The 13500-nt window shown below is 68.3% G+C and carries 14 protein-coding genes; 13 read left to right on the top strand and 1 reads right to left on the bottom strand.

Annotated elements, in window-relative coordinates:
- Positions 1–319: 319 nt before the first annotated feature.
- From MPLG2_RS13240 to MPLG2_RS18560, 9 genes are all read left to right on the top strand, one after another.
- Positions 320–1309, top strand: coding sequence for a PEP/pyruvate-binding domain-containing protein (locus MPLG2_RS13240; RefSeq protein ID WP_105186537.1), 990 nt, complete (start codon positions 320–322; stop codon positions 1307–1309).
- Positions 1234–2631 carry a metal ABC transporter solute-binding protein, Zn/Mn family gene (locus MPLG2_RS13235; RefSeq protein ID WP_197709944.1) on the top strand — a complete coding sequence of 466 codons (1398 nt, stop codon included), beginning with the start codon at positions 1234–1236 and terminating at the stop codon, positions 2629–2631. The genes MPLG2_RS13240 and MPLG2_RS13235 overlap by 76 nt, the downstream gene beginning before the upstream one ends.
- Positions 2628–3497 (top strand): metal ABC transporter ATP-binding protein, encoded by an 870-nt coding sequence (locus MPLG2_RS13230; RefSeq protein WP_105186535.1) that lies wholly within the window; start codon positions 2628–2630, stop codon positions 3495–3497. The genes MPLG2_RS13235 and MPLG2_RS13230 overlap by 4 nt, the downstream gene beginning before the upstream one ends.
- Before the next feature lie 4 nt (positions 3498–3501).
- On the top strand, positions 3502–4368 hold the full coding sequence (locus tag MPLG2_RS13225; RefSeq protein WP_105186534.1) for a metal ABC transporter permease: 867 nt from the start codon (positions 3502–3504) through the stop codon (positions 4366–4368).
- A gap of 68 nt (positions 4369–4436) precedes the next feature.
- Positions 4437–4856 carry a Fur family transcriptional regulator gene (locus MPLG2_RS13220; protein ID WP_105186533.1) on the top strand — a complete coding sequence of 140 codons (420 nt, stop codon included), beginning with the start codon at positions 4437–4439 and terminating at the stop codon, positions 4854–4856.
- Positions 4857–4973: 117 nt separating this feature from the next.
- Positions 4974–6275 carry a lactate racemase domain-containing protein gene (locus tag MPLG2_RS13215; protein WP_105186532.1) on the top strand — a complete coding sequence of 434 codons (1302 nt, stop codon included), beginning with the start codon at positions 4974–4976 and terminating at the stop codon, positions 6273–6275.
- Between the two features lie 186 nt (positions 6276–6461).
- Entirely contained in the window at positions 6462–7028 is a 567-nt protein-coding gene (locus tag MPLG2_RS13210) for a copper chaperone PCu(A)C (RefSeq protein ID WP_105186531.1), read from the top strand.
- Positions 7029–7032: 4 nt separating this feature from the next.
- Positions 7033–8265: a Dyp-type peroxidase gene (locus MPLG2_RS13205; protein ID WP_105186530.1), complete on the top strand. Its 1233-nt coding sequence runs from the start codon at positions 7033–7035 to the stop codon at positions 8263–8265.
- 299 nt (positions 8266–8564) lie between these two features.
- Positions 8565–9068, top strand: coding sequence for a copper resistance CopC family protein (locus tag MPLG2_RS18560; RefSeq protein ID WP_158681202.1), 504 nt, complete (start codon positions 8565–8567; stop codon positions 9066–9068).
- 61 nt (positions 9069–9129) lie between these two features.
- Here MPLG2_RS18560 and MPLG2_RS13195 read toward each other — a convergent pair whose 3' ends face one another.
- Positions 9130–9945, bottom strand: coding sequence for a hypothetical protein (locus MPLG2_RS13195; RefSeq protein ID WP_105186528.1), 816 nt, complete (start codon positions 9943–9945; stop codon positions 9130–9132).
- Positions 9946–10315: 370 nt separating this feature from the next.
- Between MPLG2_RS13195 and MPLG2_RS18555 the strand changes: the two genes are divergently transcribed.
- The 4 genes from MPLG2_RS18555 (at position 10316) to MPLG2_RS13170 (ending at position 13494) form a co-directional block, all read left to right on the top strand.
- A complete protein-coding gene (locus MPLG2_RS18555) occupies positions 10316–10861 on the top strand; it encodes a S1C family serine protease (protein WP_158681200.1) in 546 nt (181 codons plus the stop codon).
- 146 nt (positions 10862–11007) lie between these two features.
- Positions 11008–11883 (top strand): ABC transporter substrate-binding protein, encoded by an 876-nt coding sequence (locus MPLG2_RS13180; RefSeq protein ID WP_105186525.1) that lies wholly within the window; start codon positions 11008–11010, stop codon positions 11881–11883.
- A 22-nt stretch (positions 11884–11905) separates the two neighbouring features.
- Positions 11906–12760, top strand: coding sequence for an amino acid ABC transporter permease (locus MPLG2_RS13175; RefSeq protein WP_105187670.1), 855 nt, complete (start codon positions 11906–11908; stop codon positions 12758–12760).
- Positions 12757–13494 (top strand): amino acid ABC transporter ATP-binding protein, encoded by a 738-nt coding sequence (locus tag MPLG2_RS13170; protein ID WP_105186524.1) that lies wholly within the window; start codon positions 12757–12759, stop codon positions 13492–13494. Before MPLG2_RS13175 ends, MPLG2_RS13170 begins: the two co-directional genes overlap by 4 nt.
- Positions 13495–13500 lie beyond the last annotated feature (6 nt).

Here is a 13500-nt window from a genome sequence, read left to right as displayed (position 1 = left end):
AGCCATATGCGAGTGCCCGCGAACGCGGCAAGCACACACCGATCTGCAGTCCACGCCCCGTCGCAAAGAGAACGCGCCACGACCAGCACCCATCCCGGCCGTCCCACCACCGGAGCCCTCGAGTCCCTCCCTTGTGGCCCCTTTGCCCAGCTGCAGCGGGACGACCGCCGGGCCGGTGATCCGGCTGACTATGCGTACCGACCGCGGCGCGGGGGTTCCGCTCCGTCTCCGCCGCATGCTGGCGGCGGGGCTGTGCCGTTGCTCCCGGTCGGGCGCGAGGAGGACAATTCGCGCATGAGCGCAGCGATTCTCGCTCTGGATGCGGCTGACCCCCCCACTGGATGTCGTCGTTGGCAAGGGCGTGAACCTGATCCGCCTCACCAGAGCGGGTTTCAGGGTGCCCGGCGGCTTCGTGGTGTGCACCGACGCCTACCACCGCTTCGTCGCGGCGAACCAGCTGTCGGCGCTGATCGCACGTGCGCTCGTCGGCACAGCAGCAGCCGACACGGTCGCCCTGGCGCGGGCGTCTCGGACCATCCGGGAGGCGTTCTCGCGCGGCGCGATCTCCGCCGAGGACGCCGTGGCGATCCGCCTGGCGGCGCGAGAATGGCTGGAGGAGCCGCTGGCCGTCCGGTCGTCGGCGGTCGCGGAAGACCTGCCTGATGCGTCGTTCGCCGGCCAGCACGACAGCTACCTGAACGTGATTGGCGAGCCCGCGCTACTGGACGCCGTCAAGGACTGCTGGTCGAGCCTGTGGACCGGCCGGGCCATCGGCTACCGACTCCGCAACCACATCCCGGGTGCGGGGGCCGCCCTTGCGGTGGTGGTGCAGAGGCTGGTGCCGGCGGAGGTTGCCGGGGTGATGTTCACCGCCAACCCGCTGACTGGGCGGCGGTCACAGACGGTCATCGACGCAACCTTCGGTCTGGGCGAGGCGCTGGTCTCCGGCGCCGTCGAGCCGGACAACTTCGTCGTCGATTCGAAAAGCGGCCGGGTGGTCGAGCAGACCACGGGGGCGAAGGCCACCGCCACTGTCGCCCGGCAGGGCGGCGGCGTGGAGACGGTGCCGGCACCCTCGGACCGACCCACGCTGACCCGCCCCCAACTTGCCGAACTAGCCGCCGTCGGCAATCGAATCCAGGGCCTCTATGGGGCACCGCAGGATATCGAGTGGGCGATAGCGGGGGCGAGTTGTACGTCCTTCAGGCACGGGCGATCACGTCACTGTTCCCGGTGCCGGCCGCGTCCGACGACCGGCTGGCGGTCTGGATGTCGTTCGGCGCTGTGCAGGGGATGCTGGAGCCGATGACGCCGCTGGGCCAGGACGCCATCAGGCACCTGTTTGGCGGGGCGGCCAGGATGTTCGGCAGCCGCCTCGACCTGGACCGTCCATCCATCCTGGGTCTGGCCGGGGAGCGGCTGTGGGTACGCCTCGACTTCGTGCTGCGCAACCCGCTGGGCCGCCGGCTGGCTCCCCGGGTACTCCGACTGCTCGAGCCGAGCGTCGGGCGGATCGTGGCCGGGCTGCGCGCTGAGCCAGGACTGGGCGGAACCGTCCCCAACTCACGCCACCCTCAGCCGATTGGTCATTTTGATACTCGTTATTGTTTGCATCTAGACTGGTTGTCGTCCGGGCCGCCCGCCCACCTCGGCTCTCCGCAGCTCAGCTGCTCAACGGGAAGAATCACCATGAGAATCAGGAAACTCGCAGCAGGGCTGGTCCTGCTGCTCGCCGGGGCGGTCGTGGTCGGCTGTTCCTCCGCCGCCGGGGTCTCGACAAGCTCGACCAGCGCCTCCCCGACGTCCGGTGGGGCGGCCGAACCCATCACCGTGGTGGCGTCCACCAACGTGTGGGGCGATCTCGCCGCCGGTGTCGGTGGCGACAAGGTGACGGTGACGTCCATCATCAATGACCCGAGCCAAGACCCGCACGAGTACCAAGCGAGCGGGCAGAACCAACTCGCGCTGTCGAAGGCCAAGGTCGTCATCGAGAACGGCGGCGGCTACGACGACTTCATCGCGACCATGCTGAAGGCCGTGAACAACTCGTCGGCCACGGTGCTCAACGCGGTGACCATCAGCGGCAAGACCGCGGCGGGCGGCGAGGAACTGAACGAGCACGTCTGGTACGACTTTCCGACCGTGCTGAAGGTGGTCGACCGGCTGCAGTCCACGTTCAGCTCCATCGACGCCGACAATGCGAGCGTCTTCGCCGCCAACGCCACCAAGCTCAAGGACTCCATCAATGCCATGGTGACCAAGCAGGGGGAGCTGAAGACTCAACTGGACGGCACGCCGTTGGCGATCACCGAGCCCGTGCCGCTGTATCTGCTGGAGGCGATGGGCCTGCAGAACAAGACCCCAGAGGAGTTCTCCGAGGCGATCGAAGAGGACTCGGACGTGCCGCCCACGGTGCTGCGCGAGACCCTGGCGCTGTTCAGCGGCAAGGCGGTGAAGCTGCTCGCCTACAACGAGCAGACCACCGGCGCCGCCACTGAAGAGGTGTTGAAGGCCGCCAAAGACAACGGCATTCCGGTGGTGGGCTTCACCGAAACCCTGCCGGAGGGCAAGGATTACGTCTCGTGGATGACCAGCAACATCGAGGCCGTGCAGTCGGCGCTGCAGCAGTGACCGACGACAGTGGCCCGACCGCCTCCCCGTCGTGTGACGGGGAGGCGGTGCTCAGCCTGCGTGACGCCACCCTGCGGTTCGGCGAGCGCACGCTGTGGAGTCACCTGGACCTGGACGTGCGGGCCGGTGAGTTCGTCGCCATTCTGGGGGCCAACGGATCGGGCAAGTCGAGCCTGCTCAAAGCGATCCTCGGCCAGGTTGCGCTCAGCTCTGGCACCGCGACCTTTCTCGGTCGGCCGATCGCCCGGGGCAACCGGCGCATCGGCTACGTGCCGCAGCAGAAGCTGGCCGACGAGGGCGTGCCGCTGCGCGCGCAGGATCTGGTCGCCCTGGGCGTGGACGGGCACCGGTTCGGGTTTCCGCTGCCGAACCGGCAGCGCCGACAGGCCGTGGACGCCCTGATCCGGCAGGTACACGCCCAGCCCTACCGCCGCCGTCCGCTGTCGTTGCTGTCGGGCGGCGAACAACAACGACTCCGGGTGGCCCAGGCTCTGGCCGGCGAACCGCGACTGCTGCTGTGCGACGAGCCGCTGCTGTCGCTCGACCTGGCCTACCAGGCCACCATCAGCGAACTGGTCGACACCAGCCGGCGGGCGAATCCGCTCGGCGTGCTGTTCGTCACCCACGACATCAACCCGGTGCTCAGCATGGTCGACCGGGTGCTCTACCTGGCCGGCGGTCAGATCAGGGTCGGCACGCCCGATGAGGTGCTGCGCAGTGACGTGCTGAGCGAGCTCTACGGCTCGCGCGTCGACGTCATCCGCACCCATGGGCGCATCGTGGTGGTCGGCACCCCCGACGACACCCATCCGCACGCGGGGCACGACCACACCGCGACCGGCTCGCCCGCCGAGCAGAGGCGGTGAACCGATGCTGGGGCTCGAAGTGACCGACTGGTGGTCGAAGCTGTTCGTCTTCGACAACTACGGCGAGCTGGTGGTGCTGCTGCAGAACTCGATCATCGCCGGCGCGGTGCTGGGTGTCGTCGGCGGTTTGATCGGGGTGTTCGTGATCGCCCGCGACATGCCGTTCGCCGTGCACGGCATCAGCGAGTTGTCGTTCGCGGGGGCGTCCGCCGGGCTGCTGTTCGGCATCGGCGTGGTGCCCGGTGCGCTCGGCGGGTCGCTGCTGGCCGCGCTTCTTATCGGCGTGCTGGGGGCCAGGGCCCGCGACCGCAACTCGATCACCGCGGTGATCATGCCGTTCGGTCTCGGCCTGGGCATTTTGTGCCTGTCGCTGTACTCCGGACGCGCGGCGAACAAGTTCGGCCTGCTCACCGGCCAGATCGTCGCCATCGACGACCCGCAGCTCGGTGCCCTGCTGGCCATCTCGGCGTTGGTGGTGCTCGGCCTGCTGCTGATCTGGCGCCCGCTGCTGTTCGCCAGCGTGGACGCCGACGTGGCAGCCGCCCGCGGCGTGCCCACCTGGGGACTGTCCTTGGTCTTCATGATTCTGCTGGGGCTGGCCGTGGCGGTGTCGGTGCAGATCGTCGGCGCGCTGCTGGTGCTCTCGGTGCTGGTCACCCCGGCCGCCGCGGCCCTGCGCATCTCGTCGTCGCCGGTGCTGGTGCCGGTGCTCAGCGTCGTGTTCGCGGTCACGTCGATGGTCGGCGGCATCATGCTGGCCCTGGGTGGCTCGATCCCGATCAGCCCGTACGTGACCACCATTTCGTTTCTGATCTTCGTGGTGTGTCTGGTGATCTCCAAGATTCGTGGACGAGCCAGAGCCACTGCGTAGCGCCCTGCTGGGCTGCCCAAGGCCCCGCTTATGCTGAAACCAACGACCTGTTCTGGAAAGGAAGCCCCATGGAGAGCGGCACCCGGGCACGGGCCACCCGCCGAACCGTGCAGAAGGACGCCATCAGGCAGGCGCTCGACTCGTCCCCGGGCTTCGTCTCGGCCCAGCAGGTGCATCGGCAGCTGTACGACGCCGGCACGCCCGTCGGCATCGCCACCGTGTACCGCCAACTGAACGCGCTGGCTGAGTCGGGTGATGCCGACACCGTGCTCGGAGCCGAGGGCCAGCTCTACCGCACCTGCGCCAGGGACGGCCGGCACCATCACCACCTTATTTGCGAGAACTGCGGCAAGGCCGAAGAAGTGGAGCTCAATGAGGCCTGGATCCTCACCGCCGCCCACGAGCACGGCTACACCGTCACCCGGCATGTGGTCGAGGTGTTCGGGCTCTGTGCCGACTGTGCGCCCGCCGTCCGGCCCACGACCTGATCGCGTCGGTTGGTGATCGGCCGGCAGGGCCGCGAACCCGGCTCATGACCGGGCGATCACCCAGGCAACCGGTGGCAACTGCTGCTGGCCGCCGGTCGTGGGGTGCCACACTGCAGTATGACCTGGTTTCAGCACACCGACGTGCGCATCGACCGTCCGACCATCGAAGAACTACTCGACCGCACGGTCAGCGAGGCAGTCGAGCGATTGTCGATCGACCGGCTCAACCGGGTGCTGCTGCTACCGCCCGACATCACCCGGGCCCATGCGGGCGTCGGCTGGATGACCGAGTACCTGTACAACCAACTCACGCAGGTCGGCGCCGAGGTGCACGTCATTCCCACGCTGGGCCAGCACGTGCCGCACACGCCCGAGGATAACCGGTGGATGTTCGGCACCATTCCAGAAGAACGCATCCACGCCCACGACTGGAAGAACGGCGTCACGCACGTGGGCACCGTGCCGGCCGAGGTCGTCCGCACCGAAACCGGGGGAGCGGTCGATTGGGAGATTCCGATCGACCTCAACACCATGACGGTCACCGAACCGTGGGACCTGATCATCAACATCGGCCACGTGGTGCCGCATGAGGTGCTGGGCTTCGCCAACCACAACAAGAACTACTTCATCGGCCTCGGCGGCAAGCGCACCCTGGGTGCTGCGCACATGGCGTCGGCGGTGTACGGCATCGAGAACAACCTGGGCAACCTGCTGACGCCGGTGCGGCGCTGCTTCAACTACGCCGAAGACCACTTTCTGGGCGACCTGCCCGACGTGTACGTGCAGGTGGTGATGAGTTACGACGACACGGGTTCGCTGATTCACACCGGCGTGTTCGTGGGCGACGACCTCGACACCTATCTGGACGCCGCCAAGCTCAGCCGCGAGCAGAACATCACCGTGTTCGACGAGCCGGTCGACAAGATCGTCGCAGTGATGCAGGCCGACGAGTTTCGCGCCACCTGGGTGGCCAACAAGGCCGTCTACCGCACCCGCATGGCGATGGCCGACGGCGGCGAGTTGCTGGTGATCGCGCCCGGTGTCGGACGCTTCGGCGAGCAGCCCGAGGTGGACGACCTGATTCGCAAGTACGGCTACCTGACCAGCGCCGAGGTGCTGGCCCTGTACCCCGACAGCGACGACATGCAGGACATTCCGCACGGCACCGCGCACCTGGTGCACGGCTCGCCCGAGGGCCGCTTCACCATCACCTACGCGCCGGCGCACCTGAGCAAAGAAGAGATCGAGTCGGTGGGCTACGGCTACCTCGACCTCGACGAGGCGCTCAAGCGGTACGACCCCGCGGTGATGAAGGACGGCTGGAACACCATGGACGACGGGGAGCGGGTCTTCTTTATCTCCACGCCGTCGGCGGGTCTGTGGAGCACCCGGGAACGGTTGTACGACCGGGTCACGTAGGCGCTCCGTACGCGTCGCCGCTCGGTGTCACCGCTGGTCGAGCTTGTCGAGACCCGTTGCGGCTTGGAGTTTCGACGGGCTCAACCAACGAGCCCGCGCATTGATCAACGCTTCCCCAACCGCTCGGTTAAGCTGGGCTGGTCACGCTCCATTGAGAGCGAAAGAGCAAGTCAAAGGAACTTTCGCATGACCTGCCACCGCGTTTCGCGCGCTGTCACAGCACTCGTGGGTGCCACCTGCCTGGTCGCCGCGGCTACCGGGTGCGCCGCACCGGCCACGCCGGCCTCACCCGCGGCCAGTTCGGCGTCGGCGGCGGCGTCCACCGCTGCGGCCCTGACCCTGACCGACGGCTATGTGAAGGCGGCCGGCAAGAGCGGCGACATGGCGATGTCGGCGATCTTCGGCACCCTGACCAACAGCTCATCCTCACCCATCACCGTGGTCAGCGGCACGTCTGACGCCGCCATGACGGTGGAGCTGCACGAAGTGGTGATGAAGGACGGCAGCATGAAGATGCAGCAGCGAGAGGGCGGCTTCGTGGTGCCGGCCAACGGCACGTTGGAACTCGGCCCGGGCGGACTGCACATCATGCTGATCGGGCTCACCCGCGACATCAAGGCGGGCGACCCGGTGACCGCCGAACTCACCTTGTCGGACGGCCAGAAGGTGACGGTCAGCGCGGTCGGGCGCGACCTGCCGAACGCCAACGAGTCCTACGCGCCCAGCCCCAGCGGTTCACCCTCGCACGGATGAGCTGATGACCACGTCCGGCGACTCGGACACCCCGGCTCCCACGACATCGGTGTCCCGGCGCGGACTGCTGGCCGCCGGGGGAGCGGTCGCGGCCACCTCGGTGGGGGTGGCCGCCGGCTACGCGCTGGCCGGTCAGCCCACTGAACCCGCCGCCGCTCCCGAGGCGGACGACTCGCTGGTGCCGTTCCACGGCCCGCATCAGGCCGGCATCGCCACCCAGCCGCAGACCCATGCCGCCTTCCTGGCGTTCGACCTGCGCGGTGCCACCGACCGGGCCGCGGCCGTGCGGCTGATGAAGCTGCTCACCGACGACGCCCGCCGGCTGACCGCCGCCACCCCGGTGCTCGGCGACCAGGAGCCGGAGCTGGCCCGCACGCCCGCCCGGCTCACCTTCACCTTCGGTTTCGGCCCACGCTTTTTCACCCAGCTCGGCCTGATGCAGCGGCAGCCGTCCGGCCTGACCGAGCTGCCGGCCTTCGGCATCGACCAGCTCAAGCCGCAGTTCTGCGACGGCGACCTGCTGGTGCAGGTGTGCGCCGACGATCCGCTGGTGCTGGCGCACGCCGTGCGGCAGGTCACCAAGACCACCCGCAGCTTCGCCAAGCCGCGCTGGGTGCAGCGCGGCTTCACCCAGCCGCGGGTGGCGCTGCACGGCGCCGAGGTGAGCCGCAACCTGATGGGCCAGTTGGACGGCACCGTGAACCCGGTGCCCGCCACGCCGGACTTCGACGCGGTGGTCTGGGCCGGCCCGCAGACCGGCTGGTTCGCCGGCGGTACGACGCTGGTGCTGCGCCGGATCACGATGCAACTGGACACCTGGGACGAGTTGGACACCCCCGACAAGGAACTGACCATCGGACGGCGGCTCGCCTCCGGGGCGCCGTTGACCGGTACCGCGGCCACCGACCAGGCCGACTTCGCCGCCGTGGACGCCAACGGTCTGCCGGTCATCCCACCGTTCTCGCACATGGCCCGGGCCCGGCCCCACCAGCAGAACGACCGGTTTCTGCGTCGTCCGTACAACTACGACGACTCCAATGTCGAGAGCGGTGCCGATGCCGGGCTGCTGTTCGTCACCTACCAGGCCGACATCGCCGCGCAGTACCTGCCGGTGCAGCAGCGGCTGGCTGAGCAGGACCTGCTGAACGCCTGGACGGTGCCGATCGGCTCGGCGGTCTTCGCGCTGCCCCCGGGCTGCGACGAGAACGGCTACATCGGCGAGGGTCTGCTCGCATGAGGAGTAGGGAAGCGTTGATTGTCGCTGGTCGAGCTTGTCGAGATCGGCTGCGGCTAGGGGTTTCGACAAGCTCAACCAACGACCGCCGCGTTGATCAGCGGTTCCCCAGAAGTGCGACCGGGTCGGGCACGGCTCGTCCAACACCGCACGTAGCTGCCTTCGTGACACCTCACTGCCTGCGTGCAGGCAGCTACGTGTCACAAGGGCAGTCACTTCGCACCCGATTCACCGCACGCGGGCGAGGGCAACGTCCCGCACCCCCGCGCTGGGTGCGCCTGGTCGTCGCTGTCGTGTCGGCCATGCTGCTGAGCGTCGGTGGGCCCGGTGTCGCGTCGGCGCACACCTCGGTGGTCGAGTCGTCCACACCTGCCGACGGCACCCAGGTCGATCGGGTCGAGTTCATCGAGCTGCGCTTCACCTCGGCCGTGAAGCCCGCCATGGCCACCTATGCACTGACCGTGGACGGCGGCACCCCCGTGCCACTCACCGCACCGGTCTACACCGATGACGACACCGCCGTCCGATTCACGCTGGCCGAACCGCTGCCGCACGGCCAGTACCGGCTCGCCTACCAACTGGTCGTGGCCGACGACAACCACCCCGCCACCGGCTGGATCGGGTTTAGGGTCGGGCCGCTGACGGTGCGTCCGAGCACGCCGACCGCAACCGACCCAGCCCTCACCCCGGCCGCTGAATCATCGGGTGACGCACTACCCACGCTCGCCTGGGCGGCGGTGGTCTCCATACTCGTCGTCGCCGGTGTGGCCGGCGGGCTCATCGCACACCAGAGGCGGCGGCGGTGACCGGCCCTGCACGTAAGCGAACGCCCCTTCCGGGCGATGCAGAAGGGGCGTTCTCGGGGCTTCAGCCGGCGAGCTCAGCGCACTGACCCAGTGCCTTGCCGCCCACGGTGTTCACCGCACCGGGCACGAAGCCTCCGGACACGCCCGATAGGCCCTTGCACCACAGGTTGCGGCCGATCGTGTTCTGTACCACGTAGACCAGTCCAGAAGCGCCCGGGTGGTCTTCGACGAGGGTGATGTCGAGCAGCACCACGTTGCGGCCCACCTTGTTGAACAGGGCGCCGAACCAGTTGGTGTCGACGTTGCTCACCCACAGGTTGCCCGTGATCGTGGTGTTCTTGACCGACCAGGGGATCACCGGGTCGCCACCGCCCACGATGGTGACGCTGCGGCCCACCTGAACGCCGTTGATCAAGATGACGCTGGCGCCGAGGGCGGTGATGCCGCCCTTGACCTTGATGGTCGAGAACACCGTGGGGTCTTCGATCGGGTTGCCGTCGGCGTCGACGCAGGGGTGCGCCGAGTTGCCCATCAGCGCAGCAGGCTGGCAGCCCAGGCCGAGGCTCGAATCCTTGGCGGCGAAGACGTCACCACCCACGGTGAGAGTCGACGGCGAAGTCTGGGCGTCGAGTGCCGCGCCCTTGCGAATCGTGATGTCGCCCTTCACGGTGACCACCGCGTTCTTGGCGATCGAGCAGTTGCCCTTGACCGTGATGCTCGCATAGGTGCCCGAGGCGATTTCGCCGCCGGTGCAGGTGAGCGGCCTGGCCCACCCACCCTTGCTTCCATGGGCTTCGGCGATCGTTCCACCGGCGAGTGTCAGACCGACGGCGGCGGCCAGGGCCAGCGCCGTGCGTCCGATTGAGACTGCGCGCATGAGTCGTCCCTTCCCGTTGAGTTGCCCGCCCCGCGCGGGCGACGTTGGTCGACGAGGCTTCGCTCAGGCGCGGTCGAGCGCCTGAGAGAGATTTCATCGAGCAGCGCCACGTCGTTCCTACGCCGCATCGACGGGGGCAGCAATGGGTTGAATTACCGCCTACCCGACCGTCGGTCGCGTGCTGATGATCGCCGGCGCGGCGTGCCGGGCACGCTTCGTCCACTCAACTGCCTTCGTGACACCTAACTGCCCGCACGCAGGCAGCTACGTGTCACAAAGGCAGTGACGTCGGACGGCGGCTGGCCGAGTTGGCCATTGGGTGCCCCGGTCGGCGAGCGGCGGTTCTCTCGTGTGAGCGAAGGGAGCGCCGATGAGCACCGAATCCAAAGCCGAGGCTGACCGGACGCGACCGCGCACCGACTGGAAGGTGCTGACCGCCGCGGGCGTCGCGGTTGCCCTACTGGGTGGCGCGGCCGGAGCGTTCACCGCCCTTCGTTTCGCGCCGAGCACCGTCGGGTCGTGCGACGCGGTGCGGGTGGCCGAGACAGTGTTGCCCGCGGTGGTCACGGTGTTCGCCACCGCCGCGAACGGCCAGGGCGGCACCGGCAGCGGTGCGATCACCACCGCCGACGGGGTGATCGTCACCAACGACCACGTCGTTCACGTCGCCGTCGCCGGGGGCAGCATCGAGGTGCTGATGAACAGCGGCGAGCGGCTGCCGGCCACGTTGGTGGGCACCAGTAGCTCAGGTTGCCCAGGGCCGATCGGCGGCCCGACAGCAGCAGTACGTCCGCGTTGCGCAGCAGCCCGGTGGTGTAGTGGTCGACGGTGTCGGCGCCCTGGTAATCGGGATGTTGAAACTCGAACAACGAGGCGATGTCGTGGTCGTCGTCTGCGTACCTGCCGTCGACCGTGACGAAGTTGCACACGATCAGGCGCCTGCGGTCCGAATCGCTCATCGCGACAGTCTGCCGTACCTGCGCGGTCAACCGGTGGGCCGACGAACCCGCCGACTGTAGGCGTCCTACGCTAACCAGCATCGAGCTGAAAGGACCCACGACCATGACCCGGTTGTTCACCCGCGCCGCCACCGCCGCGCTCGCGGCCCTCACGTTGGCGCTCGCGGCCTGCTCGTCACCGACCTCGACCACGAGCGCGTCACCGTCGGCGGGCACGCCCTCGGCGAGCGCGTCCGTCGACGTCAAGACGCTGACCGTGACGCCGGGCAAGCTGACCATCGCCACCGGCCAGCCCGCCTACTCGCCGTGGGTCGAGAACGACAAGCCCGAGAGCGGCGAGGGGTTCGAGGCCGCCGTCGCCTATGCGGTGGCGGGCAAGCTCGGCTTCACCAACGCCGACGTGGTGTGGAAGCGCACCACGTTCGACCAGGCCATCGCGCCCGGCGCCAAAGACTGGGACTTCAACCTGCAGCAGTTCTCGATCACCGACGAGCGCAAGAAGGCGGTCGACTTCTCGACGCCGTACTACACCACCACCCAGACCGTGGTCACCTACAAGGGCTCGAAGATCGCCGCTGTGAACAGCGTCGCCGGGTTGAAGGACGCCCTGCTCGGCGTGCAGATCGGCACCACCAGCCAGGCCGACGTCACCAACCTGATCGCCCCGACCACGCAACCCAAGGTGTTCAACACCAACGAAGACGCCGTGCAGGCGCTGAAGAACAAGCAGGTGGACGGCCTGGTGGTCGACCTGCCCACCGCGCTCTACATGGCGGCGGCCCAGCTCGACGACGGCGTGATCATCGGCCAGTTGGCCGACAACTCCGGCGGCGACGAGTTCGGGCTGGTGCTGCAGAGGGGCTCGAAGCTGACCGCACCGGTGTCGGCCGCCGTGGACGCCCTGCGCACCGACGGCACACTGGCCGCGCTGGAGAAGAAGTGGCTGTCTGAGTCGATCGACGTGCCGGTGCTGCAGTAGCCGTACTGCGGCCGTGACCACGATGCAGTCCATTCCGCCGACGAGCGAGCGCGAGCTCGCACGCCGCCGGTATCGGCGTGGGCTCGCGCAGCGTTCCATCGGCATCAGCCTGGCCAGCACCGTGGTGTTCGCCGCGGTGATGTGGTGGGTGCTGGTGCGCTCACCAGGGTGGCAGGTCACCAGGGACACGTTCTTCGACCCCGGCTATTTCGCCCAGGCGCTGCCGCTGGTGGCGTGGGGTTTGTTGACCAACATCAAGGTGCTGGCGGTGGCCGTGGTGGGGGTCGCACTGGTGGCGGTGCTGCTGGCGGCCCTGCGCAGCCTTCGTGGTCCGGTGTTCTTTCCGCTGCGGTTCGTGGCCGCCGCCTACACCGACATCTTTCGCGGCACGCCGTTTCTGATCGTGCTGTACCTGATCGGGTTCGGCGTGCCTGCGCTAGGGCTCACCGAGGGCGTCATTCCGATCGAACTGCTGGGCACCGTGGCGCTGGTGCTGACGTATTCGAGCTACGTGGCCGAGGTGTTGCGGGCGGGTATCGAGGCCGTGCACCCGTCGCAGCGGCTGGCGGCCAGGTCACTGGGGCTCAGTCACTACGGCAGCCTGCGGCTGGTGGTGCTGCCGCAGGCCGTGCGCAAGGTGACGCCGGCGCTGATGAACGACTTCGTGTCGATGCAGAAAGACGTGGGGCTGATCTCGGTGCTCGGTGCCGTGGACGCCGTGCGCGCCGCCCAGATTCAGGTGGCGCAGACCTACAACTACACCGCTTATGTGGTGGCCGGGCTGCTGTTCGTGGTGTTCAGTTGGCCCTTCATCAGGCTCACCGACTACCTCACCGCCCGGCAGCAGGCGCGCGAGCAGATCGGCGGGCTGGTGTGACCGCCCCCGTGCTCGACCTGCGCGGCATCGTGAAGGTCTACGGCAAGGACGCGGTGCTGCGCGGGGTCGATCTCAGCGTGGCGCAGCACGAGGTGGTGGTGCTGATCGGGGCGTCCGGCTCGGGCAAGTCGACGCTGCTCAAGACCGTCAACCTGCTGGAGCGGATCGACGACGGCCAGATTCTGCTCAGCGGCACCGACATCAGCGACCCGCGCGTCGACGTCGATCGGGTGCGGGCGCGCATCGGCGTGGTGTTTCAGCACTACAACCTGTTCCCGCACCTGTCGGTGCTGAACAACGTGGCGCTGGCGCTGCGGCAGGTGCATAACGTGCCCAAAGCGCAGGCCGACCAGCGAGGGCTCGACCTGCTCGCACGCATCGGGCTGGCCGATCGGGCACGCGACTACCCCGACCGGCTGTCGGGCGGCCAGCAGCAGCGGGTGGCGATCGCCCGGGCGATCGCCACCGACCCCGAGTTGCTGCTGCTCGACGAGATCACCAGCGCGCTCGACCCGCAACTGGTCGGCGAGGTGCTCGACCTGGTGGGCGAACTCAAGGCCGCGGGGTCGACGATCGTGATGGCCACCCACGAAATCGGGTTCGCCCGACGGGTGGCCGACCGGGTGGTGTTTCTGGCCGACGGGGTGGTGGTCGAGCAGGGCCCGCCCGGCCAGGTGCTGGACGACCCCCAGCAGCCCGCCACCAGGGAGTTTCTGGCCCGGGTGTTGCGCTGACCCCAG

It is taken from the genome of Micropruina glycogenica, from assembly GCF_900289045.1.
Classification (GTDB): domain Bacteria; phylum Actinomycetota; class Actinomycetes; order Propionibacteriales; family Propionibacteriaceae; genus Micropruina; species Micropruina glycogenica.
The sequence above is the reverse complement of the archived record's forward strand: the minus strand, read 5'-3'. Positions and strand labels throughout refer to the sequence as shown.

Bases quoted from the DNA above. Each gene is read 5' to 3' on its own strand.
- MPLG2_RS13215 (WP_105186532.1), top strand. From the start codon at position 4,974: ATGACCTGGTTTCAGCACACCGACGTGCGCATCGACCGTCCGACCATC.
- MPLG2_RS13195 (WP_105186528.1), bottom strand. From the start codon at position 9,945: ATGCGCGCAGTCTCAATCGGACGCACGGCGCTGGCCCTGGCCGCCGCC.
- MPLG2_RS13240 (WP_105186537.1), top strand. From the start codon at position 320: ATGCGGCTGACCCCCCCACTGGATGTCGTCGTTGGCAAGGGCGTGAAC.
- MPLG2_RS13210 (WP_105186531.1), top strand. From the start codon at position 6,462: ATGACCTGCCACCGCGTTTCGCGCGCTGTCACAGCACTCGTGGGTGCC.
- MPLG2_RS18555 (WP_158681200.1), top strand. From the start codon at position 10,316: ATGAGCACCGAATCCAAAGCCGAGGCTGACCGGACGCGACCGCGCACC.
- MPLG2_RS13225 (WP_105186534.1), top strand. From the start codon at position 3,502: ATGCTGGGGCTCGAAGTGACCGACTGGTGGTCGAAGCTGTTCGTCTTC.
- MPLG2_RS13205 (WP_105186530.1), top strand. From the start codon at position 7,033: ATGACCACGTCCGGCGACTCGGACACCCCGGCTCCCACGACATCGGTG.
- MPLG2_RS13180 (WP_105186525.1), top strand. From the start codon at position 11,008: ATGACCCGGTTGTTCACCCGCGCCGCCACCGCCGCGCTCGCGGCCCTC.
- MPLG2_RS13220 (WP_105186533.1), top strand. From the start codon at position 4,437: ATGGAGAGCGGCACCCGGGCACGGGCCACCCGCCGAACCGTGCAGAAG.
- MPLG2_RS18560 (WP_158681202.1), top strand. From the start codon at position 8,565: ATGCTGCTGAGCGTCGGTGGGCCCGGTGTCGCGTCGGCGCACACCTCG.
- MPLG2_RS13175 (WP_105187670.1), top strand. From the start codon at position 11,906: ATGCAGTCCATTCCGCCGACGAGCGAGCGCGAGCTCGCACGCCGCCGG.